This is a genomic window from Streptomyces sp. NPDC029216 (assembly GCF_040648015.1).
GTDB lineage: Bacteria > Actinomycetota > Actinomycetes > Streptomycetales > Streptomycetaceae > Streptomyces.
This window is the reverse complement of record NZ_JBEZWL010000029.1, coordinates 37,986-63,120: the sequence shown is the minus strand read 5'-3', so window position 1 is coordinate 63,120 and position 25,135 is coordinate 37,986. Positions and strand designations below refer to the sequence as shown.

The 25,135-nt window shown below is 72.6% G+C and carries 18 protein-coding genes, 1 pseudogene and 1 riboswitch; of the genes and pseudogenes, 12 read left to right on the top strand and 7 right to left on the bottom strand.

The features are described 5' to 3' along the window. Positions 1-942: protein phosphatase 2C domain-containing protein (locus AB0F18_RS14160; protein WP_362059243.1), on the top strand; the 942-nt coding region annotated here is incomplete at its 5' end. Between the two features lie 549 nt (positions 943-1,491). Continuing rightward, complete coding sequence (locus tag AB0F18_RS14155) at positions 1,492-1,869, top strand: ATP-binding protein (RefSeq protein WP_362059240.1); 378 nt, start codon at positions 1,492-1,494, stop codon at positions 1,867-1,869. 75 nt (positions 1,870-1,944) lie between these two features. On the opposite strand, the gene AB0F18_RS14150 is transcribed toward AB0F18_RS14155, so the two are convergent. Both AB0F18_RS14150 and AB0F18_RS14145 read right to left on the bottom strand, forming a co-directional pair. Further along, complete coding sequence (locus AB0F18_RS14150; protein WP_362059237.1) at positions 1,945-3,003, bottom strand: DUF2637 domain-containing protein; 1,059 nt, start codon at positions 3,001-3,003, stop codon at positions 1,945-1,947. Positions 3,004-3,195: 192 nt separating this feature from the next. Continuing rightward, on the bottom strand, positions 3,196-4,065 hold the full coding sequence (locus tag AB0F18_RS14145; protein ID WP_362059234.1) for a (2Fe-2S)-binding protein: 870 nt from the start codon (positions 4,063-4,065) through the stop codon (positions 3,196-3,198). 262 nt (positions 4,066-4,327) lie between these two features. Between AB0F18_RS14145 and AB0F18_RS14140 the strand changes: the two genes are divergently transcribed. Further along, a complete protein-coding gene (locus tag AB0F18_RS14140) occupies positions 4,328-4,978 on the top strand; it encodes a GntR family transcriptional regulator (RefSeq protein WP_362059249.1) in 651 nt (216 codons plus the stop codon). A gap of 13 nt (positions 4,979-4,991) precedes the next feature. Here AB0F18_RS14140 and AB0F18_RS14135 read toward each other — a convergent pair whose 3' ends face one another. Together AB0F18_RS14135 and AB0F18_RS14130 are read right to left on the bottom strand one after the other, a co-directional pair. Next, the gene (locus AB0F18_RS14135) at positions 4,992-5,750 is read right to left on the bottom strand and encodes a hypothetical protein (protein ID WP_362059231.1); all 759 of its coding nucleotides are present in this window, start codon (positions 5,748-5,750) and stop codon (positions 4,992-4,994) included. 172 nt (positions 5,751-5,922) lie between these two features. After that, positions 5,923-7,599 carry a PucR family transcriptional regulator ligand-binding domain-containing protein gene (locus AB0F18_RS14130; RefSeq protein ID WP_362059228.1) on the bottom strand — a complete coding sequence of 559 codons (1,677 nt, stop codon included), beginning with the start codon at positions 7,597-7,599 and terminating at the stop codon, positions 5,923-5,925. A gap of 253 nt (positions 7,600-7,852) precedes the next feature. Here AB0F18_RS14130 and AB0F18_RS14125 point away from each other — a divergent pair, with 253 nt between their 5' ends. The 8 genes and pseudogenes from AB0F18_RS14125 to AB0F18_RS14090 all read left to right on the top strand — a co-directional run. Further along, positions 7,853-8,746 (top strand): FAD binding domain-containing protein, encoded by an 894-nt coding sequence (locus AB0F18_RS14125; RefSeq protein ID WP_183069276.1) that lies wholly within the window; start codon positions 7,853-7,855, stop codon positions 8,744-8,746. Between the two features lie 2 nt (positions 8,747-8,748). Beyond that, positions 8,749-9,348: a (2Fe-2S)-binding protein gene (locus AB0F18_RS14120; protein ID WP_362059225.1), complete on the top strand. Its 600-nt coding sequence runs from the start codon at positions 8,749-8,751 to the stop codon at positions 9,346-9,348. 2 nt (positions 9,349-9,350) lie between these two features. Continuing rightward, complete coding sequence (gene pucD / locus AB0F18_RS14115; RefSeq protein ID WP_362059222.1) at positions 9,351-11,750, top strand: xanthine dehydrogenase subunit D; 2,400 nt, start codon at positions 9,351-9,353, stop codon at positions 11,748-11,750. 322 nt (positions 11,751-12,072) lie between these two features. After that, the gene (locus AB0F18_RS14110; RefSeq protein WP_362059219.1) at positions 12,073-13,536 is read left to right on the top strand and encodes an NCS2 family permease; all 1,464 of its coding nucleotides are present in this window, start codon (positions 12,073-12,075) and stop codon (positions 13,534-13,536) included. A 119-nt stretch (positions 13,537-13,655) separates the two neighbouring features. Beyond that, positions 13,656-14,819, top strand: coding sequence for an XdhC family protein (locus AB0F18_RS14105; protein ID WP_362059216.1), 1,164 nt, complete (start codon positions 13,656-13,658; stop codon positions 14,817-14,819). Between the two features lie 115 nt (positions 14,820-14,934). Next, positions 14,935-16,248, top strand: coding sequence for a YncE family protein (locus AB0F18_RS14100; protein WP_362059213.1), 1,314 nt, complete (start codon positions 14,935-14,937; stop codon positions 16,246-16,248). 57 nt (positions 16,249-16,305) lie between these two features. Further along, positions 16,306-16,818, top strand: a complete 513-nt coding sequence (locus AB0F18_RS14095) for a septum formation family protein (RefSeq protein WP_362059210.1) — start codon at positions 16,306-16,308, stop codon at positions 16,816-16,818. 78 nt (positions 16,819-16,896) lie between these two features. Then, positions 16,897-17,007: pseudogene (locus AB0F18_RS14090) on the top strand (sterol carrier protein domain-containing protein); the annotation flags it as partial. A gap of 55 nt (positions 17,008-17,062) precedes the next feature. On the opposite strand, the gene AB0F18_RS14085 reads toward AB0F18_RS14090, so the two are convergent. From AB0F18_RS14085 to cobN, 3 genes are all read right to left on the bottom strand, one after another. Next, positions 17,063-19,285, bottom strand: coding sequence for a germacradienol/geosmin synthase (locus AB0F18_RS14085; protein ID WP_362059207.1), 2,223 nt, complete (start codon positions 19,283-19,285; stop codon positions 17,063-17,065). Positions 19,286-19,386: 101 nt separating this feature from the next. Continuing rightward, entirely contained in the window at positions 19,387-19,713 is a 327-nt protein-coding gene (locus tag AB0F18_RS14080) for a hypothetical protein (RefSeq protein ID WP_362059204.1), read from the bottom strand. Between the two features lie 85 nt (positions 19,714-19,798). Further along, positions 19,799-23,419: a cobaltochelatase subunit CobN gene (gene cobN, locus AB0F18_RS14075; protein WP_362059201.1), complete on the bottom strand. Its 3,621-nt coding sequence runs from the start codon at positions 23,417-23,419 to the stop codon at positions 19,799-19,801. Between the two features lie 32 nt (positions 23,420-23,451). Next, a riboswitch (cobalamin riboswitch) is annotated at positions 23,452-23,609 on the bottom strand. A 260-nt stretch (positions 23,610-23,869) separates the two neighbouring features. On the opposite strand from cobN, the gene AB0F18_RS14070 reads away from it, so the two are divergent. Further along, positions 23,870-25,135 (top strand): cobalamin biosynthesis protein CobG, encoded by a 1,266-nt coding sequence (locus AB0F18_RS14070; protein ID WP_362059198.1) that lies wholly within the window; start codon positions 23,870-23,872, stop codon positions 25,133-25,135.

Genomic DNA, 25,135 nt, shown 5'->3' with positions numbered 1-25,135 from the left:
CCACCGCGGGCCGCCCCGCCGCCCCCGCCCGTCACCCGGCCGGAGCCGGAGCGCGAGCCCCGGCCGGAGCCCCTGGCCGAGCCGTACGCACCGCCCGGGCGGCCGACCGTCAGCCACCTCGGCGACCGGGCGCCCACCTACGCCGCCGAGCCGGGGGCGCTCCCCGCCGCCGACCCGGCCGCGCTGGACTACCTCACCCCCGACACCGTCCTGGAGGGGGCCCGCTACGGGACGTACACCCTGCGCGCCGCCTCCCTGCGCGGGGACTCCGCCCGCTACCGGGGCGACGCCCGCCGGGACTTCCTGCTCACCGCCCGCTTCGGCAGCGGGGACGACGCCCTGGTGCTGGTGGTCCTGGCCGGCGGCGACCGGGCCGCCCCCGGCGCCCGCGAGGCCGCCGCCGAACTGGGGCGCTCCGTGGCGGCGGCCGTCGGGCGCAGCCGGGAGCGGCTCGCCGAGGACATCCGGGCGGGCCGCCGCGAGGCCCTGCTCTCGGGCCTCCAGCGGCTCACCGACCGGGGGTACGGGCGGCTGCGGGCCCGCGCCGCCGAGCTCGGGCTCGACCAGGAGGCCTACACGGCCGGGCTGCGCGGGCTGCTGCTGCCCCTGGACCCGCGGTGCACCCACCGGATCTGCTTCGGCGCCGGCGCGGGCGGGGTCTTCCGGCTCCGCGCGGGCCGCTGGCAGGACCTGGAGGAGGACGCCGGCGGGCCCACCGGCTTCCGGTTCCGTGCCTCCGCGGCCCGCCCGGGTGACACCCTGCTGCTGTGCTCCGGCGGCCTCGCGGACCCCATGCGCGAGGAGAGCCTGCTGCCGGCCGAGCTCGCCTCCCGCTGGTCCACGGGGGAGGCGCCGGGCCTGGCGGCCTTCCTCGCGGACACCCAGCTGCGCGTCAAGGGCTACGCCGACGACCGGACGGCCGCCGCGGTCTGGGAGGCGTGACGCGGGACCGTCAAGGGCGCGGAGGGCGGTTGATGGCGATTTTTCGATGCCGTGAGGAGATTTCCTCACCCCGGTGCAGTACGGCCCGCCCGTCGAAAGGGACCTCTTCGGCAAGACGGCACTGATCGGGCCGAGTCGGGCGGGCCGGTTTCCGGCCTCACCCCGCACGGAGCCCTGAACCGCAATCCGCCGCGCGCCGCAAGGGTCCGCTCCGGTCCAGGGGGTGAACGGCCCGCGTGCGCTGTCGGTTCCGCCGGGGAACGGGGCCGCGGCGGTGACCGGATTCGCACGATGCACCGAAGGGACCGGGCCGGGCGGCGGGCCGCCCCGGGTCATCCGGATGGCTCGATCCAACCCCCCTGACGCGTTCGGGCCTTGAGCCGGCATGCGTGCGAATCCGCCCCGGGGGCATGCATTCCGTAGGCCTGTTCGAGAAGCGGGCACCGGAATACGGGGAGGTACATCGCCGTGCGCGTGGGGGCGAAGACCGGGAAGCCGTGGCGGAGAGGGCGGCCCGTGCCGCGTGAACCGTCGCAGGACCAGGCGGAGATGACGCGCAGTGTGCGCCGGGCCGACCTCAAGGCGGTCGCCGAGGTCCGCAGGGACCTCCGGGAGCTGCTCCGCCACCGCTGCGGGGCCGAGACGGCCGGGGTCGCCGAACTGCTGGTCACCGAACTCGTCACCAATGCCCTCGTCCACACGGAAGGGGGTGCCGAGGTGTCCGCGAGCGTCAAGGACGCCCGCTTACGGGTCGAGGTCCGCGACGGAGCCGCCCGCCGGCCCAGGCCGTACGTACCGTCCGCCGACGACGGTACGCACGGACGGGGGCTGGTCCTGGTGGAGGCGCTCGCCGACGTCTGGGGCGTGGACCCGCTGGCGCTGGGCAGTGGCAAGGTCGTCTGGTTCGAGCTGGAGGACGCCGGGTGACGGCGCGGGGGCCCGCGGCATGCGACAGCGGGGCCGCCCGAGGGCTGCCCCGCTGAGGCGTGCGCGGCCGTCCGGCTAGCCGAACTGCTGCTCCAGGTCCTTCAGTTTGCGCTCCAGTGAGTCGAGCCGGGGGATCGTCTGGGTGTCGTCCTCGGCGGTGAGGTCCACCGTCCGGGGACCGGCCGGGTCAGCGGACTCGGTTCCGTTCACGGCCTGCAGGGAGGGCCTTCGTCGCAAGGGCAGCTGTCCCGGTTCCGATATGGCCGGCTCCGCGCCGACCGGCGCGGAGCCCGTCCCGGGGGTCAGCCCCGGCAGGTCGACCTGACGCGCCCGGGCCCGCCCGAACGCCCTGTTCTGCCGGCCCAGCGCCTTGATGCGGGCGCGGTCCAGACGGTGCTGCTCCCGCCTGCGGTGCCGGTCCTGCTCCCTCTCCTTCTTGTCCTCGCGCACCTCGTCGACCGCCTCGTCGAGGGTGCGGACGCCCTCCAGCAGCATCAGCGACCAGGCGCCGAAGGTCTCGCGGGGGGCCCGCAGCCAGCGGACCATGCGGATCTGCGGCAGCGGCCGCGGGATCAGGCCCTGCTCGCGCAGCGCCGCCCGGCGGGTCTGCTTGAGGGCCCGGTCGAAGAGCACGGCCGCCGAGAGCGACATCCCGGCGAAGAACTGCGGGGCGCCGTCGTGGCCCGAACCCCGGGGCGCGTGCACCCAGTTGAACCAGGCGGCCGCGCCGGCGAACAGCCAGACCAGCATCCGGGAGCCCAGGGCCGCGTCGCCGTGGCTGGCCTCGCGGACGGCGAGCACCGAGCAGAACATGGCGGCGCCGTCGAGGCCGAAGGGGACCAGGTACTCCCAGCCCCCGGAGAGGTTCAGGTTCTGCCGGCCGAAGCCGACCAGTCCGTGGAAGGAGAGCGCGGCGGCCACCGCCGCACAGCAGAAGAGCAGGACGTACGAGGCGGTCCCGTAGACGGCCTCCTTGCGCCGCCGCCGCTCCTCGCTGCGTTCCCAGCTGTCGTCGGCCGCGGCCTTGTCGCCCTCACGCTTGCCCCGGGCCAGCACCGCCACTGCCGCAAGCACGCCCAGGATCAACAGGCTGCCGGGCAGCAGCCAGTCCAGCGATATGTCGGTCAGTCTCATGCGGTTGTCCCTTGCCTCGCGTATGCGGCGTTCCGGGCGCCATAGTGGCGCAGCCGGTCCGTGGTGCACGTGGGTTTCGGGTCAAGTGGACGCCATCGGGGGGCGGGTCCCGTCGGATAGGGTGTTGTGGCTCGAACTCCTGCTCGGAGATGACGAGTTGAGTTCGAATCCGCTTCATCCGGCGGGGTGGGTTCATCCGGCCGGAGCCGTCAGCCGGGCGACCCTCTCCGCGTCGCGGGTACGGGGGCAGGTCGTGCAGGTGTCCTCCGGGCGGACCGTGTAGAAGAAGCAGCAGCCGGCCCGGTCCCGGGTGGTCAGCTCCGCCCCGCCGGGGCCGGTGAGCGTACGGAAGCCCGCGCCCGCCGTGTAGGGGGCGAGGGCGCCGGGCAGGAGCAGCTCCAGCTCGCGCACCGCCCGCCGCTCCTCGCCGAGCAGGCTCCCGAGGTACCAGAGGCCCTCGACGATCTCGTCGGCGGCCATCGCCCACAGGGCGCGCGGGCCGCGCCGCATCCGCGGGCGGAACCCCTCCAGCAGCGGTCCGAGGTGCTCGGCCACCGCCGCCCGCAACTCCTCGCGCAGCACCTCCTCGCCGGCCACGGTCCGCGCCCCGGGGAGGGCGGCCGCGGGGTCGTCCGGAAGGCAGGCGAACTCCTCGACGCGTACGGCCATCCGCCCCTCGGTCCGGTGGAAGGCCACCCGGTCCACCGGCAGCCGGGGCACCCTGCGCTCCAGGAACCACGGGACCGTGATCAGCAGGCAGGCAGGCCAGGCGTACCGGTGCAGGCCGAAGCCCGCCGTCACGTCGGGCCGTGCCGGGCGCCCGTAGTCCCGTACCACCTGGGCCGCGTCCCAGGCGAGATGGGCGTCCAGCGCCTCGCCGCCCGCCGCGAGTTCGTGCGCGCCGACCCATCCCGCACCGCGAGGGAGGGGTTCGTGCGCGCCGTGCTCGCGGATCCGCAGGCCGGGGTGGGCGGCCGTCAGGCGCTCGTACGCACGCGCCACCGGAGAGCCGGCCGGGGCGGGTGCGGGCGGGATCGGGACGGGGGTTGCCGAGCCGGTCATGACGGACCACCGAATCACGCGTTGTTGGCAAGGTTAGCCTAACCTTATCTGATCTCCGGTGATCCGTCCGCACGCGCTCGGCCGAAAGGGTTGCTCCGGGTGTCCTCCGCCGCCCGTGCCCGGTGATGCGCGCCTCGTCCCCGGCCGCGCCCCGGGGCCGTCACCTATCCTCGGAACCGGTCGAGACCCGGAGGAGGACCGAGTGCGCGAAGCGGCCCATGCCCTGGGGGTGGAACAGTCCGTACCGACGGAACCGGAGCGGTTGGTGCCGGCCGGGCCGCTGGTACCGGCCCAGAAGGTGCTGCGGCATTCGGTGCGCGGGCAGGTCCTCGACGCGCTGCGCGCGGCGCTGGTCGACGGGGACCTCGCGCCGGGGGAGATCTACTCCGGCCCGGTGCTCGGCCTGCGCTTCGGGGTCTCCGCGACCCCCGTCCGCGAGGCGATGCAGCAGCTGGCGCTGGAGGGGGCGGTGGAGTGCCTGCCCAACCGGGGCTTCCGGGTGCTGACCCGGACCGCCCGGAGCCTGGCCGAGCTGGCCGAGGTACGGGCCCTGATCGAGGTGCCGGTGATGCTCCGGCTGGCCCGCTCGGTGCCCGCCGACACCTGGGAGACCCTGCGGCCGGCGGCCCACGCCACGGCCGAGGCGGCGGCCGCCGGGGACGTGCCGGCGTACGCGGACGCGGACCGGGCCTTCCACCGGGCGGTGCTGTCGCTGGGGGACAACGCCCAGCTGGTGCAGATCGCCGAGGAGCTCCACCGGCGGGCGCAGTGGCCGCTGCCGGGGGCTCCGCGGGTGCGCCGGGCCGATCTGGTGGCCGACGCGGCCGAGCACTCGGCCCTGCTGGAGGCACTGATCGCCCGGGACCTCCCGGTGGTCGAATCCCTGGTCCGCGAACACTTCGCGGGCGCGTAGCCGCAGCGGGGGGTCAGGGCCCGGCCGGCTGGAGTTGGTCCGCCATCCAGGTGGGGATGCCGCCCAGCAGGTGGAACAGGCGGCGGGCCTCCGCGCGGAGCCGCGAGGCCTCCGGTTCCGGCTCGGCCTCCGCCAGGGCCGCGAGGGCCGGCGCCGTGCCCACCAGGAAGCCCAGGTCCTCCCGGATCCGCAGGGACTCCGCGAACCCCTTGCGTGCCTCGGCCACCTCCCCGTCCCGCAGCGACAGCGCGGCCAGATGGCGCCAGGTGAAGGACAGCAGCAGCGTGTCCCCGTGCGCCGCCGCCCCGGCGTGGGCGCGGTGGTAGGCCGGCCGGGCCGCCTGCGGGGCGTCCGCCAGGTGTTCGGCGACCAGGCCCCGCCGGAAGTCCAGCAGCGGGCGGGTCCGCGACCCCGGGGACAGCAGGGCCGCCGCCCGGCCGAGCGCCGAGCGGGCCTCGTCCGCCCTGTCCCGTACGCCGAGCACGGTCGCGGCGTAGGCCAGCTGGCCCCGCTCGCAGGCGGCCGCCCCGCGCTCGTCGTCGTCGCGGGCCGTGGCCTCCGCCACCCGCAGCGCGTCCTCCGCCTCGCTCCATCCCTGCCCGGTGAACAGGCACCGTTCCACCAGGAGCGCGGTCCGCTGGACCGCCGCCCCGGCCTCGTGCGCGTGCGGCGTCAGCAGGGCCGCCGCATCCGTCCAACAGCCGCGCGAGCGCAGCCGCCATATCGCCCGCTGGAGGGGGTCGTCGCCCCCCGTCGATCCCGCACCGGACATGGCGGTATCCGCCACATTGCCCTCCCCGAAGCAACCAAGCAGCACGTCGTTGAGCCCTGGGGCGAAATGAGAGCACGGATCGGCTGCCTCGGCCAAGGGGTCGGGTGAACTCTTTCACAAAGTCCGGACGGTTCGTCAGCCGCCCCGGTGCGGGCCCTCGGGGAGGATTTCGTCAGCTCATGCGCAGTGCCAGGAAGAAGTCCAGCTTGTCCTCCAGGCGGGAGAGGTCGCGCCCCGTCAGCTGCTCGATTCGCCCGACCCGGTAACGCAGCGTGTTGACGTGCAGGTGCAGCCGCGTCGCGCAGCGGGTCCAGGAGCCGTCGCAGTCGAGGAACGCCTCCAGGGTCGGGATCAGCTCGGCCCGGTGCCGGCGGTCGTAGTCCCGCAGCGGGTCCAGCAGCCGGGCCGTGAAGGCGCGGCGCACGTCGTCCGGGACGAACGGCAGCAGCAGCACGTGCGAGGCGAGCTCGTGGTGGCCGGCGGCGCAGACCCGGCCCGGGCGGGCGGCGGCGACCCGGCGGGCGTGCCGGGCCTCCTCCAGCGCCCCGCGCAGCCCCTCGGCGGAGTGCACGGCCGCGCTGACGCCCAGCGTGAGCCGGCCGTCGTCGGCCAGACCGGCCGCCAGGGGCTCGCGTACGGTGGCCAGCAGCGCGTCGGCGTGCAGGGCGGCGTCCGGGCCCTTGTCCTCGCCGGGGTCGGCGGAGAGGGCGGGCAGCGGCACGAGGGCGATCGCCTCGTCACCCGCGTGGGCCACCGCGATCCGGTCGGACGGCTCCGGACCGGACAGCGACGGGTCGACCAGGATCTCCTCCAGCAGCGACTGGGCCACGGGTCCGCCGGGGATGTCCCCGCCCTCCCAGTCCACCCGCGCCACCACGACCTGCCAGTGCGGGGCGGTGCCCAGCCCGGGCAGCAGCACCGGGGCGGCCACCCGCAGGCGGGCGGCGATCTCGGCGGGCGGGGCGCCCGTCTGGACCAGCTCCAGCACCTCCTGCGCCAGCCGGCGCCGCACCGTACGGGCCGCGTCGCGGCGGTCCCGCTCGACGGCGATCAGCTGGGTGACCCCCTGGAGCAGGTCGAGCCGCTCGGCCGGCCAGTCGCCCGCGTCCGCCTCGACGGCCAGCAGCCAGTCGGACAGCACGCTCTCGCGCACGTCACGGCCCCCGGGGGCCTGGCCGCGGCCCGCTCCCCTGATCGGGAAGAGGGAGTAGGTAATACCCTGGATGGACAGCCGGTGCGGGCCCCTGCGGCCGGTCCGGACCGCCGCAAGGTGTTCGCTCGCCAGCGTCGCGCAGATGCCCGGGGCCAGGGGCTCGCCCGCCCCGGCGATCTGCCGCCCGGTGGGGGAGAGCACCCAGGCCCGCAGATCGAGGTCCGTGGTGAGCAGATCCAGCACCACATCGGGTCCACCACCCGCCGGCCCCGAGGTCATCAGCCGCCGGTGGCGGTCGACGACGGCCGCGAGGTCGCCCGCGCGCTCGCCGGAGACCTGCCGCACCACGTACTCCGTGATGGTGGCGAATGCAACGTCCTCGTTCACGGCGAACAGTGGGAGCCGGTTGCGCCGACAGGCTGAAACCAGATCATCGGGGATGTCCCCGAGCTCGGCCTCGCCCGCCGCGAGGCCGGCCACTCCGGCGCTCGCAAGGATTCGTACGAACGGCTCGGAGTCGGCTGAATTTCTTCGCCATGCCAGGCCGGTGAGGACGAGTTCTCCTCCGGAGAGGTATCGGCTGGGATCCCTCAGGTCGGTCGTCATGACCCCGCGGACCGTCCGGTCGAGTTCTTCCTCGCCGCCCAGCAGCCGCAGCCCCAGCGCCTCGGTTTCCAGCAGTGCGCGCAGCCGCATGATGTCGCCGCCGATCTGTCTCGAATGTTGCCGTTGGAAATCGGGCAGGTCGTCGCATCCTGCCTTTCATACGAATCTACAAGACGAGGGAGGCCCCCAGCCAACTCCTTCATGGTTTCGGTGACTGCACCCCGGGACGTGGGGCTTGTGTACTGGCTCCACACCGCGTTAACAGCACGTGAACGACCAGTCGAGGGCCCCTAGGCCTCCTGGCTTGAAGTGAACGGCCCGACTAAGAAGAAGAGAGCCGCACATGGACTTCCTTCGCCCCGCCAGCTGGGAGGAGGCACTCGCCGCCAAGGCCGAGTACCCCACAGCTGTGCCGATTGCGGGTGGCACCGACATCATGGTCGAGATCAACTTCGACCACCGCCGTCCGGAATACCTCCTGGACCTCAACCGCATCGAGCTGCTGCGGGAGTGGGAGGTCGGCGAGGAGGTCACCAAGCTGGGTGCCTCCGTTCCGTACACCCAGATCATGGAGAACCTGCGCGCGACGCTGCCGGGTCTCGCGCTCGCCTCGCACACGGTCGCGTCCCCGCAGATCCGCAACCGCGGCGGTGTCGGCGGCAACCTCGGTTGCGCCTCCCCCGCCGGTGACTCCCACCCGGCCCTGCTGGCCGCCGGCTGCGAGGTCGAGGTGGAGTCCGTACGCGGCTCCCGCATGATCCCGATCGACGAGTTCTACACCGGCGTGAAGCGCAACGCGCTCGCCGCCGACGAGCTGATCAAGTCGGTCCACATCAAGAACGCCACGGGCCCCCAGCAGTACTCGAAGGTCGGCACCCGCAACGCGATGGTCATCGCCGTGTGCGGCTTCGGCCTCGCGCTGCACCCCGACACCCGCACCGTGCGCACGGGCATCGGCTCCGCCGCCCCGACCCCGGTCCGGGCGAAGGCCGCCGAGGAGTTCCTGAACGCCGCGCTCGAAGAGGGCGGTTTCTGGGACAACGGCAAGGTCATCACCCCGTCGATCGCCAAGCAGTTCGGTGAGCTCGCGTCCGCCGCGTGCAACCCGATCGACGACGTCCGTGGCACGGCGAAGTACCGCCGTCACGCGGTTGGCATCCTCGCTCGCCGCCAGCTCGTCTGGACCTGGGAGCAGTACCGCGGCACCAACGGCCGCTCGCTTGAAGGGGCTGCGTAATCATGCGCGTCAATTTCACTGTCAACGGCCGTCCGCAGGAAGCCGACGACGTCTGGGAGGGCGAGTCCCTCCTGTACGTCCTGCGCGAGCGCCTGGGCCTGCCGGGTTCGAAGAACGCCTGTGAGCAGGGCGAGTGCGGTTCCTGCACCGTCCGCCTCGACGGCGTGCCGGTCTGTTCCTGCCTGGTCGCGGCCGGTCAGGTCGAGGGCCGCGACGTCGTGACCGTCGAGGGTCTGGCCGACTTCGCCAAGCAGCGCGAGGAGCACGGCCACGGCTGCGGCACCGGCGCGTGCGGCGGCGGCAAGGGCGTGTCCACGGACGAGGCCAAGCAGTGGTCCGCCAAGGGCACCGACTCCCAGACCGGTGAGGGCGTGGAGCTCTCCAACATCCAGCAGGCGTTCATCGACGCCGGCGCCGTCCAGTGCGGTTTCTGCACCCCGGGTCTGCTGGTGCAGGCCGACGCGCTGCTGGAGAGCAACTCGTCCCCGTCCGACCAGGACATCCGTGAGGCCCTGTCCGGCAACCTCTGCCGCTGCACGGGCTACGAGAAGATCCTCGACGCGGTCCGCCTCGCGGCCGCCCGTCAGGGAGAGGCTGTCTGATCATGGCCAACACCCGCACCACGCCTTCCGGGACGCCGACGAACGTCACCCAGAAGCACACCAAGGGCGGCATCGGCGAGTCCACGCTCCGCCCGGACGGCACCCTCAAGGTCACCGGTGAGTTCGCGTACTCCTCGGACATGTGGCACGAGGACATGCTCTGGGGCCAGACCCTGCGCAGCACCGTCGCCCACGCCGAGATCGTCTCCATCGACATCTCCGAGGCCCTGGCCATGCCGGGCGTCTACTCGGTCCTGACGTACGACGACCTGCCGGCCGAGATGAAGAACTACGGCCTGGAGATCCAGGACACCCCGGTCCTGGCCAACGGCCGCGTACGCCACCACGGCGAGCCGGTCGCCCTCGTGGCCGCCGACCACCCGGAGACCGCCCGCCGCGCGGCCGCCAAGATCAAGATCGAGTACAAGGAGCTGCCGCTCGTCACGGACGAGGCCTCCGCCCTCGCCGCCGACGCGCCGCTGATCCACCCGGGCCGCGACGACCACCACTCCGGTCACGTCCCGCACCCGAACATCGTGCACCGCCAGCCGATCATCCGCGGCAACGTGGAGGAGGCCCGCAAGCGGGCCGACGTGATCGTCGAGGGCGAGTACACCTTCGGCATGCAGGACCAGGCCTTCCTCGGCCCGGAGTCCGGCCTCGCCGTGCCCTCCGAGGACGGCGGCGTCGACCTCTACGTCGCCACGCAGTGGCTGCACTCGGACCTCAAGCAGATCGCCCCCGTCCTCGGCCTGCCCGAGGAGAAGGTGCGCATGACGCTCTCCGGCGTCGGCGGTGCCTTCGGCGGCCGCGAGGACATCTCGATGCAGATCCACGCCTGCCTCCTGGCCCTGGCCACGAACAAGCCCGTCAAGATCGTCTACAACCGCTTCGAGTCCTTCTTCGGCCACGTGCACCGCCACCCGGCGAAGCTCTGGTACGAGCACGGCGCCACCAAGGACGGCAAGATCACGCACATGAAGTGCAAGATCGTGCTCGACGGCGGTGCCTACGCCTCGGCCTCCCCGGCCGTCGTCGGCAACGCCTCCTCCCTCTCGGTGGGCCCGTACGTCATCGACGACGTGGACATCGAGGCGATCGCGCTCTACACGAACAACCCGCCCTGTGGCGCGATGCGCGGCTTCGGCGCCGTCCAGGCCTGCTTCGCGTACGAGGCCCAGATGGACAAGCTCGCGGCGAAGCTGGGCATGGACCCGGTCGAGTTCCGCCAGCTGAACGCCATGGAGATGGGCACGATCATGCCCACCGGCCAGGTCGTGGACTCCCCGGCCCCGGTCGCCGAGCTGCTGCGCCGGGTCAAGGCCCGTCCGCTGCCGCCGGAGCGCCAGTGGGAGACCGCCGGCGAGGCCGCGGACCTCCGCGCGCTGCCGGGCGGTCTGTCGAACACCACGCACGGCGAGGGCGTCGTCCGCGGCGTCGGCTACGCGGTCGGCATCAAGAACGTCGGCTTCTCCGAGGGCTTCGACGACTACTCCACCGCCCGCGTGCGCCTGGAGGTCATCAACGGCGAGCCCGTCGCGATGGTCCACACGGCCATGGCGGAGGTCGGCCAGGGCGGTGTCACCGTCCACGCGCAGATCGCCCGTACCGAGCTGGGCGTCACGCAGGTGACCATCCACCCGGCCGACACGCAGGTCGGCTCCGCCGGTTCCACGTCCGCCTCGCGGCAGACGTACATGACCGGTGGCGCCGTGAAGAACACCTGTGAGGCCGTGCGCGAGGCGCTGCTGGAGATGGGCCGCCGCAAGAACGGCTCGTACCACCCGGCGTGGGCCCACGCGGAGCTCCTCCTGGAGGGCGGCAAGGTCGTCACGGACGGCGGTGAGGTCCTCGCGGACATCGCCGACATCCTGGAGAACGAGGCCATCGACCTCGAACTCGAGTTCCGTCACCGTCCGACCGTGGCGTTCGACCTGGTCACCGGCCAGGGCGACGGCCACGTCCAGTACACCTTCGCCGCGCACCGCGCGGTCGTCGAGGTGGACACCGAGCTCGGCCTGGTCAAGGTCGTCGAGCTGGCGACCGCGCAGGACGTCGGCAAGGCGCTCAACATGCTCTCCGTGGTGGGCCAGATCCAGGGTGGTACCACCCAGGGTCTCGGCGTGGCGGTCATGGAAGAGATCATCGTGGACCCGAAGACCGCGAAGGTGCGCAACCCCTCCTTCACGGACTACCTGATCCCGACCATCCTCGACACCCCGACCATCCCGGTCGACGTCCTGGAGCTCGCCGACCCGAACGCGCCGTACGGCCTTCGCGGTCTGGGCGAGGCCCCGACCCTGTCGTCCACCCCGGCCGTCCTCGCGGCCATCCGGGCGGCCACCGGTCTGGAACTGAACAAGACGCCGATCCGTCCGGAAGCCCTCACCGGGACCCTCTAGGGACGGCGGTCCGGGGGCCGTCAGGTCCCCGGACCCCCTCAGACTCTCCGGGCGGTGCGGCACGGGAACGTCACACTTGCCGCCCGCACCGCCCGGAGCACCGAAGTAACCGCACCGCTCGCGGTCAGCTTCACCCGCAGTACCCCTGCAAAACCCCCCACGTAGTACCAGCGGTCACCCCCGCAGCTACCCGCAGTACACGCAGTGCACATTCGCGTCGCCTCGGGCCGTCACCCCGGGTCGTGCAGCCAACGCAGTTTCCCAAATCCCGCGTCTCCAATCTTTATGCGGGTGCCCCTTTGAACCTTGGGAGTTAGGCACCATGACCCAGTCGTCTGTGGAGTCCAAGACCACCGAAGAAGAGCCGGAAGAAAGCTCTCCCCGCCCGGCCGGCAGTTCTTGGCTCGACCGTTACTTTCACATCACCCATAGAGGGTCGAGCGTCGGCACCGAGATTCGTGGCGGCGTCACGACCTTCATGGCGATGGCGTACATCCTCCTGCTCAACCCGCTGATCCTCTCCGGCAAGGACGTCGCCGGAGACACGATGAGCCAGAAGGCCCTGATCACGGCCACCGCGTTCGCCGCGGCCGCGACCACCCTCCTGATGGGCTTCATCGGCAAGGTCCCGCTGGTCCTCGCCGCCGGCCTGTCCGTCTCCGGCGTCCTGTCCTCGCAGGTCGCCCCGCAGATGACCTGGCCGCAGGCCATGGGCATGTGCGTGATGTACGGCGTCGTGATCTGTCTCCTGGTCGTCACCGGCCTCCGCGAGATGATCATGAACGCGATCCCGCTCGCGCTCAAGCACGCGATCACCATGGGCATCGGCATGTTCGTCGCCCTGATCGGTCTCGTGAAGGCCGGCTTCGTCGGCAAGGGCCCCGAGTTCGGTCCTCCGGTCCAGCTCGGTTCGGTCGGCGAGCTCGCCGGCTGGCCGGTCCTGATCTTCTGCGTCACCCTGCTGGCGATCTTCATGCTCCAGGCCCGCAAGGTCCCGGGCGCGATCCTGATCGGCATCGTCGGCGGCACCGTCATCGCGGCGATCGTCAACGCCGTCGTCGACATCGACCCGAAGGCCTGGAAGAACGGTCCGCCGGTCCTCGACGGTTCCGCGATCTCCATGCCCGACTTCTCGCTCTTCGGCAAGGTCGAGTTCGGCGGCTGGGGCGACGTCGGCGTCATGACCGTCGGCATGATCGTCTTCACCCTCGTGCTCGCCGGCTTCTTCGACGCCATGGCCACCATCATCGGCGTCGGCACCGAGGCCAAGCTGGCCGACGACCAGGGCCGCATGCCGGGCCTGTCCAAGGCGCTGTTCATCGACGGTGCCGGTGGCGCCATCGGCGGCATCGCCGGCGGCTCCGGCCAGACGGTCTTCGTCGAGTCCGCCACCGGCGTCGGTGAGGGTGCCCGCACAGGCCTCGCCTCCGTCGTCAGCGGTCTGCTCTTCGCCGCCTGCCTCTTCTTCACCCCGATCACCCAGATCGTCCCGGGTGAGGTCGCCTCCGCGGCCCTGGTCGTCATCGGCGCCATGATGATGCAGAACGCCCGCCACGTGGACTGGGCCGACGCCGCGACCGCGATCCCGGTCTTCCTGACCGTCGTGATCATGCCGTTCACGTACTCGATCACCCCCGGTGTCGCCGCCGGTGTGCTCTCCTACGTGGCCATCAAGGTCGCGCAGGGCAAGGCCCGCGAAATCGGTGCCTTCATGTGGGCGCTCACCGTCATCTTCGTGATCTTCTTCGCGCTCCACCCCATCGAGGCGTGGCTCGGCGTCAAGTAGTCCGGCGAAGATCGGTACCGGACCCGTCCGGCACCGGGCCCCCGCGGCCCGGTGCCGGACGGGTCACCACCCTTCACGCATCCCATACTGGAAACCGAACCTCTCCGAGGAGGCCGCACATGCTGGACATCGCCGAAGAACTGAACCGGTGGGTCGAGCAGGGACGTGACTTCGCCGTCGCCACCGTGGTGGCGGTCGGCGGCAGCGCACCCCGGCAGCCCGGAGCCGCCCTCGCCGTCGACGGCGAGGGCACGGCCATCGGCTCGGTGTCCGGCGGATGCGTGGAGGGTGCGGTGTACGAGCTGTGCCGGCAGGCGCTCGAAGACGGCGAGACCGTCCAGGAGCGCTTCGGCTACAGCGACGACGACGCCTTCGCCGTGGGCCTGACCTGCGGCGGGATCATCGACATCCTGGTCACCCCGGTGCCCGTGGGCTCCCCGCAGCGCGAGGCCCTGGCCACCGCCCTGCGCGCCGCCTCCCAGGGCGAGGCCGCCGCCCTGGCCCGGATAGCCGAGGGCCCGGCCGAGCTGAAGGGCCGCGCTGTGGTCGTCCTCGGCGACGGCTCCTTCGAGGGCGGCTTCGGCGGCCACCCCGAGCTGGACCGCACCATCGCCGAAGAGGCCCACGCCATGCTCGACGCCGGCAGGACCGGCGTCCTGGAGATCGGCGCCGACGGCCGGCTCTGCGGAGAGCCGCTCAAGGTCCTGGTCGAGTCCAGCGTCCCGCCGCCGCGCATGATCGTCTTCGGCGCCATCGACTTCGCCTCCGCCCTGGTCCGGATCGGCAAGTTCCTCGGCTACCACGTGACGCTGTGCGACGCCCGGCCCGTGTTCGCCACGAAGAAGCGTTTCCCCGAGGCGGACGAGATCGTGGTCGACTGGCCCCACCGCTACCTGGAGGCCGAGGCCGAGTCCGGCGGCGTCGACGCCCGTACCGTCCTGTGCGTCCTCACCCACGACGCCAAGTTCGACGTCCCGCTCCTCGAACTGGCCCTCAAGCTCCCCGTCGCCTACGTCGGAGCCATGGGCTCCCGCCGCACGCACGAGGACCGCAACAAGCGGCTGCGCGACGTCGGCGTGACCGAGCTCGAACTGGCCCGGCTGCGCTCCCCGATCGGCCTGGACCTCGGCGCCCGCTCCCCGGAGGAGACCGCGCTGTCCATCGCCGCCGAGATCGTCGCGAACCGCCGCGGCGGCAGCGGGGCGGCCCTGACCGGCGCGCACATCCCGATCCACCGGGACTCCTCGAACACCGTGATCGGCCGGATCGGCTCCGTCGCCTGAGGCGGCGCCCCGTCGGCCCGATGACAGAAGGCGCAGCCCGAAGGGTTGCGCCTTCTCGCCGTCCCGCTTACTTTACCGCCCGGTAACGACGCCTCGCCGCAACGGAGTTGAGCGGATGTCCCGGTACGGTCGCACCTCCTCGCGCATCCCCGCCCGCAGCCTCCGCCTGGCGTGCGCCCTGGCACTGGCGGGCCTCGCGGCCGGCCTCGCCCCGGCCGCCGCCGCGTCCTCCCCGGCGGCGCCGCCCACGGCCGCCGGACTGCGCGAGGTGCTCTTCGTCGGCAACAACTGGGAGGGCACCGCCGATGTCCTCGCCTCCACCGGCGACCTCGCCCGGATCGGCCGGATCAACGTGATCCCCGACAAGGAGGAACGGCTCCGGGAGATCTGGCTCAACCCCGTGAAGCTCGGCTTCTTCCTCGGCATCCGGGCCACGGCGGGGGAGGGCCACGACCAGTTCGTCGACGACATGTACACCACCCCCGACGGCACCGCGGTGGTCGTCTCGCGCCCCAGCTTCGCCGACGTGGTCTCCGTCGACCTGCGCTCCGGACGGATCAACTGGCGCTTCCCGGTGGCCGGTTACCGCTCCGACCACATGGCCGTCTCGCCCGACGGCACCCGGGTGGCCGTCTCCGCCTCCACCGCGAACACCGTGCACGTCCTCGACATCGCCACCGGCCGGCAGGTCGGCTCCTTCGCCACCGGCGACAAGCCGCACGAGAACACCTTCACCCAGGGCGGCCGCCTCCTGTGGAACAGCTCCATCGGGGACGTCACTTCCGCCCTCGACGCGCCCTGGATGGACTGGACGAAGGGCGACCGCAAGCTCAGCGTCGTCGACGCGCAGACCTTCCGCACGGTCCGGACCGTCGACATGCGCGAACGGCTGGACGCCTTCGGCCGCAACGACCTCTCCGACGCCGTCCGCCCCATGGTCTTCACCCCCGACGAGTCCAGGCTCTACTTCCAGGTCTCCTTCTTCAACGGCCTCGTCGAGTACGACGTCGCCGCCGACCGGATCACCCGGGTCAAGACCCTCCCCGAGAACCCCGCCACCAGCACCGACCGCACCACCTGGGTCAACGACTCCCGCCACCACGGCCTGTCCGTGAGCCCCGACGGCAGCAAGCTCTGCGTCGCCGGCACCATGGACGACTACGCCACCGTCGTGGACCGGGCCACCCTCGCCGAGGGCCCGCTGGTCCCGGCCTCCAAGCCCTACTGGGCCACCGTCGACGGCGACGGCAAGGGCTGCGTCATCTCCGAGAGCGGCGCCGACCGGGTCACCGCCATCGACTTCGCGACCGGCGCCAAACGGGTCTCCGTCCCCGTCGGCGACCACCCCCAGCGGGTCCGCCTCGGCCACGTCCCGGCGGACTGGAGCGGGCCCGCCGCCCGCCGGGCCGGCGCGGCCGCCGGGGAGTAGCGTGGGAAGGGGGAACGACCATCGCGTCTCGCGTCCCGTCCAAGGAGAGTCGCGCGCATGTCCAGACTGGCCCGCCCACCACGATCCTTCCGTGCCGGCGCCGCACACGCCGCGGCCCTCGCGTTCGCGCTGTTCCTCGGAGTCTCCGGGGCCGGCGCGGCCCACGGCGCCCCGGCCTTCGACGACACCACTGACATCGAAGTGGGGGACTGCTTCAACACCAGTGTGAATCTGAAGGACTACAAGACGGACAAGGGGTCCCCTGCTCCCTCGTCGGTGGACATCGTCTCCTGCGACGAACCGCACCAGTCGGAGGCCTTCGCGGTCATCACCCTGCCGGAGGGGTCGTTCCCGGGCGAGCAGAAGATCGTCTCGATTGCCGAGAAGGAGTGCCCGGTCAAGGCGCTCGACGACTACGCGGGCCCCGGAGCGAAACTCCCGGACACGATGGAGGTGTACTACTACGCGCCGACGTCCGGCACCTGGGACTCGGGCGACCGGGAAATCACCTGCTTCGTGGCCGACTCCGGCGGCCGGACGACCGGTTCGATCCAAGCCGACGAATCCTGAGTTCGTACGGATCAGGCCACTATGGTGCGAGCGGTCCGCGATGGCCGATTAGTCTCATGATCATGGTGGACGTCCGCGGCCCTCGACCTGACCCTGGACGTACGGGAGCTGGCGGCCTGCTACCTGGGCGGGACCCGGGTCACGGAGCTGGTGGCCGCCGGGCTGGTGGCCGAGCACACGCCTGGGGCGGGCGTGTTGCGGCGGGGGCGGGCGAGCGGACCGCCCCCGCCGTCACCCGCCCGGCTCAGGCAGGCAGGCCGATCCGCGCCGCCGCCATGCCGAAGCCGCTGCTCAGGACCGCGGTGGACAGTCCGTCGCCCTGGGGGCGCAGATCCTCCTCACCATAACGCCGCGTCTTCAGGTGCCAGTTGAGGACTCCGGCGAGCCAGTTCTGGAGATCGGTCACGTACGCGTCGAGTCCGGCCCGGGCGGCGGCGTCCAGCTTCCAGTCCTCGTACAGCTGCGGCAACTGCCGGGCGACGATGTGCTGGAACTCCTCGGTGCGCTGCGTCAGGAGGGAGTGGCAGATGTGCAGGGCCTCGGGGTAGCCGATGTCGAAGAAGTTCCGGGTGACGACCAGGTGGTTGTGCATCTCGCCCTCGAACTCCACCTCCTTCTGGTAGGAGACGATGTCGTTGATGAGGCAGCCGATGTCCGCCGCCGCGTTCTCCAGCGACTGGATCGTCCCCGACCGGTAGATCGCGTCGGGGATGCCCCGTCCCTCCTTGCCCAGCCGGCACATGTACATGGTCATCTGGGATCCGAAGGTGCGGCGCCGCATCTCGGCGTAGTCGACCGGGTCCGGGATGCGGCGGTGGAACTGGTTCTCCACCTCCCACACCCAGCTCTCCAGCATGCTCACCATCGTCGCCCGGAACTCCTCGCGGCCGGCCGCGGTCATCCCCCGGGCGGTACGCGCCCACAGATCGGTGAGCGAACGTTCCAGCACGGTGACGGGCGCCACCGCCGGTCCGGCGTCGTCCAGCGGCATCATCGAGATCAGCCGCGCGGTGGTGGCCTTGGCGGCCGCGAGGTTCCCGGTCTGCCCGAACACCACCGGGTAGTAGTCGTCCGCGTACGTCCCCCAGGTCAGCCAGAGCGCGTTGAGCAGCAGCGCCTCGCGCGTGGCGTCCGGGTCGATGGCGGCCGAGCAGAGCGCGAAGTCGTAGCCGCGCACCTTCTCCTCGCTCCAGATCGCGGAACCCGGATCACCCGGCTGGGGCTCCAGCAGCCCCATCCGCCGTGACCACTGCACCGACTCCTCGCGCGCGTACGCGAGGTGCGGGCTGAAGGACAGGGGGAAGGGCATGCGGATGTCGGGGATGACGGAGGGGCCGGTCCTCTCGAAGGGAACGTGGGTGAAGGACCGGCGGCGCATCTCCATCGACCGCCGGGTGAAGACGGCCCCCAGGTCGAAGGCGCTGGTGCCGAGGCCGCCGGGCAGGAAGGGCAGGGTCAGCCGCGCGGTGGACTTCGCCCCTTCGTTCATGTACCGGCTGGAGACCATGTGCCACTCGTGCCCGCCGGACTGCCAGTCCTGGAGTCCCTTGACGTAAGCGAGAACGGCCGCGATCTCGTCCGGGCCGAGGGCGTGTTCGGCGAAGAGCCGGGGGAGCTCGGCGAGGGCCGTCTGCTCGAACTGCTGGAGACGGGAGGTGATGAGGTCGTTGGAGACCTCGGCGGCCTCCTGCGTGGTGCAGCCGAGGAAGGTCTCCAACACCAGCACGGCGTTGGACAGTTCCCCCTCGTCGGTGACCTCGCGCCGGTAGGAGAAGAGGTCGTTCCTGACGTGCACGGCGTCGGAGAAGGCATCGCGCAGGACGGCCAGCGGGCGCGAGTGCGCCACCCGCGCGGGCACCTCGGCGGCCACGAACTCGACCAGCCCGGCCGACCAGGGCGCCCCGCCCACCTTGCGCCGCATCTCGATGTATTCGAGGGGGTTGGCGACCCGGCCGATGTTGATGTTGGCGAGCTCCCACATGGACTCGTCGAGCAGGTTCTTCGTGGACAGGGAGAACCGTTCCCGCCAGTCCGCCGACATGACCGGCACGGTACGCGCCCACAGGTCGGCGAGCCCGGCCTCGACGGGATTGGTCGCCTCGGGGAAACCTTCCGCCAGGTCCATCGGCATGAAGGCGCCGAGCCGGTCGAGGTAGGCCTTGGCGCCGTGGCGGTCCTGGGTGCGCTTGTACATCTCCAGGAAGTGGTCGTCGAAGAAGAAGACCCACACGTACCAGTCGGTGACCAGGGACAGCACCTCGCTGTCGCAGTCGGGGTGCGTGTACGAGCACAGGAGGGCGTAGTCGTGCGAGTCGAGGTCCCCCTCCTCCCACACCCCGGACCCCTCCAGCATCCCGAGCCCCCGCGCCCACCGCTTGGTGTGGGCCCTGGCCTCCTCCAGGTGGGGGTTCAGGCGCGCCGGATACGGCAGGTAGAACTCCGGCAGTTGAAACGGCTGCTGCGTCACGACGGGGCGGGCCTTCCATCCAGGGCACGGGGCCGGCGGACCCGGCCCCCGCACGAGATCAGCAGTGCCCTACCCCCGGCACCCCCAGGACAAGGCGGAGTTCACCGCATCAGGTGACACACCCCCGGCTTCCCCACCACACCGCCCCACGACGGGCTACCGGCCCCGGGGGCGTCGACTGGTGGTCGGAGCCAGGCGCGGTCAGCCGGCCGGGGTGGGGGGGTGTTCGGGTGGGCTGACTGCCAGGCCTTGATGGACGTGTTCCAGTCCTCGCCCGTCAGGGCCGTGAGGGAGGCCGGGAACAGGCCGTCCCCCTCGCCCTTCCAGTGGGCGAGGGGGACGGCCTGGATGGTGGTGAGCAGGGCGCCGGCGTGTTCGAGGTCGCCGGTGTCCAGGGCGCGGAGGGCGTCGCCCGCCGCGTTCGTCACCGTTTCGTGTTCGGCGATGAATTCCTTGATGGGAGGGATCTGGCGGCAGCCGCAGTAGTGGCACGTGCCAGACCTGTTGAGGGATTCAGTCGGACTCGCCTTCGAGGTTGCCCTCCGTGTCCAGGTAGACCTGGCGGAGGGATTCGAGGATCTGCGGGTCCGGCTTCTCCCACATGCCGCGGGACTCGGCCTCCAGGAGGCGTTCCGCGATGCCGTGGAGGGCCCAGGGGTTGGCCTCCTCCAGGAAGGCGCGGTTCGTCGGGTCCAGGACGTAGGTTTCCGTGAGCTTGTCGTACATCCAGTCCGCCACGACGCCCGTCGTGGCGTCGTAGCCGAACAGGTAGTCGACCGTCGCCGCGAGTTCGAAGGCGCCCTTGTAGCCGTGGCGGCGCATCGCCTCGATCCACTTGGGGTTGACGACGCGGGCTCGGAAGACCCGGCTGGTTTCCTCGACCAGGGTGCGGGTCTTGACCGTTTCCGGGCGGGTGGAGTCGCCGATGTAGGCCTCGGGGGCCGTGCCGCGCAGGGCGCGGACCGTGGCCACCATGCCGCCGTGGTACTGGAAGTAGTCGTCCGAGTCGGCGATGTCGTGCTCGCGGGTGTCGGTGTTCTTGGCCGCGACGGTGATGCGCTTGTAGGCGGATTCCATCTCGGTGCGGGCCGGGCGGCCCTCCAGGCCGCGGCCGTACGCGTAGCCGCCCCAGACCGTGTAGACCTCCGCGAGGTCGGCGTCGGTGCGCCAGTCGCGGGAGTCGATCAGCTGGAGGATGCCCGCGCCGTACGTGCCCGGGCGGGAGCCGAAGATGCGGGTGGTGGCCTTGCGTTCGTCGCCGTGGGCGGCGAGGTCGGCCTGGGCGTGGGCCCGGATGAAGTTGGACTCGGCCGGCTCGTCCAGGGAGGCCGCCAGCCGGACCGCGTCGTCCAGGAGGCCGATGACGTGCGGGAACGCGTCGCGGAAGAAGCCCGAGATGCGGAGGGTCACGTCGATGCGGGGGCGGGCCAGTTCGGAGAGCGGGATCGCCTCGACGCCCGTGACGCGGCGGGAGGCCTCGTCCCAGACCGGGCGGACGCCCAGGAGGGCCAGGGCCTCGGCCACGTCGTCGCCGGCCGTGCGCATCGCGCTCGTGCCCCACAGGGACAGGCCGACCGAGGCGGGCCATTCGCCGTCGTGGTCCGCGCGGTAGCGGGTGAGGAGGGAGTCGGCCAGGGCCTGCCCGGTCTCCCACGCGAGGCGGGACGGGACGGCCTTCGGGTCGACCGAGTAGAAGTTGCGGCCGGTGGGGAGGACGTTGACCAGGCCGCGGAGCGGCGAGCCGGACGGGCCCGCCGGGACGAAGCCGCCGTCCAGGGCGCGCAGGACGTGCGCGATCTCGTCCGTGGTCCCCGCCAGGCGGGGGACGACCTCGTTCGCCGCGAAGGTGAGGATGTCCGAGACGGCCTGGGGGTGGCCCGCCGAGACGGCGGCGACCGCCGACGGGGCCCAGTTCGCGTCCTCCATCGCCTGGACCAGGGCGCGGGCCGTCTCCTCGACGGTGTCCGCCGCCGTGCGGGTGGCCGCCGACTCGTCGAGGCCGAGGGCCTCGCGCAGGCCCGGCAGGGCGGAGGTGCCGCCCCAGATCTGGCGGGCGCGGAGGATGGAGAGGACCAGGTTGACCCGGGCCTCGCCGGTCGGGGCGCCGCCCAGGACGTGCAGGCCGTCGCGGATCTGGGCGTCCTTGACCTCGCACAGCCAGCCGTCGACGTGCAGGAGGAAGTCGTCGAAGCCCTCGTCGTCCGGGCGTTCGTCCAGGCCCAGGTCGTGGTCGAGCTTGGCGGCCTGGATCAGGGTCCAGATCTGGGCGCGGATGGCCGGGAGCTTGGACGGGTCCATGGAGCTGATCTGGGCGTACTCGTCCAGGTGCTGCTCCAGGCGGGCGATGTCGCCGTACGACTCGGCGCGCGCCATCGGCGGGACCAGGTGGTCGACCAGGGTGGCGTGCACCCGGCGCTTGGCCTGGGTGCCCTCGCCCGGGTCGTTGACCAGGAACGGGTAGACCAGGGGCAGGTCGCCCAGGGCCGCGTCCGGGGAGCAGGAGGCGGACAGGCCCGCGTTCTTGCCGGGGAGCCATTCGAGGTTGCCGTGCTTGCCCAGGTGGATCATCGCGTCGGCGCCGAAACCGCCGTCCTCCGCGGCCGCCTGGATCCAGCGGTACGCCGCCAGGTAGTGGTGCGACGGCGGCAGGTCCGGGTCGTGGTAGATCGCGATCGGGTTCTCGCCGAAGCCGCGCGGCGGCTGGATCAGGATGAGGAGGTTCCCGCGGCGCAGCGCCGCGAGGACGATGTCGCCCTCCGGGTTGGAGGAGCGGTCCACGAACATGTTGCCGGGGGCCTCGCCCCAGTGTTCCTCGACGCTTTCGCGGAGGTCCGCGGGAAGCTCGGCGAACCAGCGCCTGTAGTCGGCCGCCGGGATGCGGACCGGGTTGCGGGCCAGCTGCTCCTCGGTGAGCCAGTCCTGGTCGTGGCCGCCGGCCTCGATCAGGGCGCGGATCAGCTCGTCGCCGTCACCGGAGACCAGGCCCGGGATCTCGGCCTCGGGGCCGAAGTCGTAACCGGCGGCGATGAGGGTGCGCAGGAGTTCCACCGCGCTGGCGGGGGTGTCCAGGCCGACCGCGTTGCCGATGCGGGAGTGCTTGGTGGGGTACGCGGACAGGACCAGCGCGATCCGCTTGTCGGCGGGGCCGATGTGGCGCAGCCGGGCGTGGCGGACGGCGATGCCGGCCACGCGGGCGGCGCGCTCGGCGTCGGCGACGTACGCGGGCAGGCCGTCCTCGTCGATCTCCTTGAAGGAGAACGGGACGGTGATCAGCCGGCCGTCGAACTCGGGCACGGCGACCTGGGTGGCGGCGTCGAGGGGGGACAGGCCCTCGTCGTTCTCCTCCCAGGTGCTGCGGGAGCCCGTCAGGCACAGGGCCTGGAGGATCGGCACGTTGAGCGAGGCCAGCGCGCCGGCGTCCCAGGACTCGTCGTCGCCGCCCGCCGAGGCGGTCGCGGGGCGGGTGCCGCCGGCGGCGAGGACGGTGGTGACGACGGCGTCCACCGAGGACAGGGCTTCGAGGAGCCCGGGCTCGGGCGTGCGCAGGGAGGAGACGTACAGGGGGAGGGGGCGGCCGCCCTTGGCCTCGATCGCGTCGCAGAGGGCGTGCACGAAGGCGGTGTTGCCGCTCATCTGGTGGGCGCGGTAGTAGAGCACGGCGACCTGGGGGCCGGTTGCCTCGGTGGCCGGGCGCTCCAGGGGGCCCCAGGTGGGGGAGGCGGCCGGGGGCTCGAAGCCGTGGCCGGTGAGCAGGACGGTGTCCGAGAGGAAGCGGGCCAGCTGTTCGAGGTTGGCCGGGCCGCCGTGCGCGAGGTAGCCGTGCGCCTCGGCGGCGATGCCGATCGGGACCGTGGAGGCCTCCATCAGCTGGGCGTCCGGGGCCTGTTCGCCGGTCAGCACCACCACCGGGCGGGTCTGGCCGGGGGCGAGGAGGACGTCGAGGCCCTCCTGCCAGGCGCGCAAGCCCCCGAGGAGGCGTACGACGACCAGCTCGGCGCCGTCCAGGAGGCCGGGCAGGTCGTCGAGGGGGAGGCGGGAGGGGTTCGCGAACCGGTACGGCACGGGGCCGCCGGCGGTGTTCGCGGCGCGGGCGCTGAGCAGATCGGTGTCGGACGTCGACAGCAGCAGGATCATGCGGCGGCAGGCCTTCCTCGGGGTTTCCGCGCCCCGGGCAGTGAGGACAGCGGGAGTTCCTGACTCACCTCGCGGATCGCTCCGCGGGGCTCACAGTGGCGGGACCGCGCCGGAATCGCACCGGGCTTCCTCCCATGTCGCCGTCCTCGGCGGTGACGGGCCGAGTGGTCCGCCGGAAGGTCATCTTAGGTGTCCCTTTCCCTGGCCGGGAGGTGGGGTGGGGGTGGTGGGCGCGGCCGTGCTGTCGGGGCTCTGCCCTGGGGGCCGTGCCGCAAACGTCGGGTGGGTGGGGGTGCCGCCGCGCGGAGCCGGTCCCCGCCCCGCCCTTTCCCCGTACCGCGGGGCTCGGCCCCGGACCCCGCGCCTCGAACGCCGCCGAGGCCGACGTAGCTGGTCGGGGTGGCGACGGACACAGGTCGGGGGTGGGGAATCGTGGGTATGCTCGCGGCCATGCCGCCCCAGCCACCTTCCGCCGCATCGCGGGACGAACCCGTCATACGCGACCGTGGCGACGCCTGCCCCGGCGCGCTGCGGCTGCACGCCGCCGACGACGGGTACCTGGCGCGCGTCCGGATCCCCGGCGGGCTGCTCACCACCCGGCAGGCCGCCGTACTCGGGCTCGCCGCCGAACGGTTCGGCGACGGGCACCTGGAACTCACCTCCCGCGGCAACGTCCAGCTGCGCGGCCTCGCCGACGGCTGCGGCGCCGGGCTCGCGGAGCTGCTGGACGGGGCCGGGCTGCTGCCCGCGCCCAGCCACGAGCGGGTGCGCAACATCGTGGCCACCCCGCTCGGCGGGTCCCTCGTCGTGGACTGGGTCCGGGAACTCGACCGGCTGCTGTGCGCGAGCACCCGGGCGGCCGCCCTCTCGGGGCGCTTCCTGTTCGCCCTCGACGACGGGCGCGGCGACGTGGCCGCCCTCGACCCCGACGTGACCGTGCTCGGCGCCGGACCCGGCGTCAGCGGCCGGGCCCTCGTACGGCTCGGCGCGGCCGCCGACGCCGTCGAGGTCGACGCCGCCGACGCGCCCCGGGCCGCGCTGCTGGCCGCCGAGTACTTCCTCGACTCCGCCGACGCCGCCGGGAACCGCGCCTGGCGCGTCGCCGAACTGGGCGTCGAACACGCCCTTGAGGCAAGGGAGTTCGCCCTGCGGCTCGGCGCCGCCGGGATCGCGGCCGGGCACCGCCCCGAGGTGGCGTGGCCGTACACCGAGCCGCCCCGGCCCTGGGGCGAGTACGGCGCCGGACTCTGCGTGCTGCTCCCGCTCGGGCGGCTGGACTCCGCGCAGTGGCGGGTCCTGGCCGAGGCGGCCGGCGGCGAGCTGCGCGTCACCCCCTGGCGGAGCGTCATCCTGCCGCGCGCCGCCGCCGACGGCTGCGACCGCATCGAGGCGGCCGGCCTCGTCGTCCGGCCCGGCAGCCCCTGGCTGTCCGTCACCGCCTGTACGGGGCAGCCCGGTTGCGCCAAGTCCCTCGCGGACGTACGCGCCGACGCGCGCGCCGTCGTGGCGCAATCCCCCGGAGACCTGCCCGTGCACTGGTCGGGCTGCGCGCGCCGGTGCGGCCATCCGCGCGGCACCGCCTGGGTGGACCTGGTCGCCACCCCGGACGGGTACGAACTCGACGCCCGGCCCGTCCCGCACACCGACCTGGCGGCCGCCCTCACGGCCGCACGACGCCCCCGTACACGTACCACCACACCACCCCCGTCGCAGTGA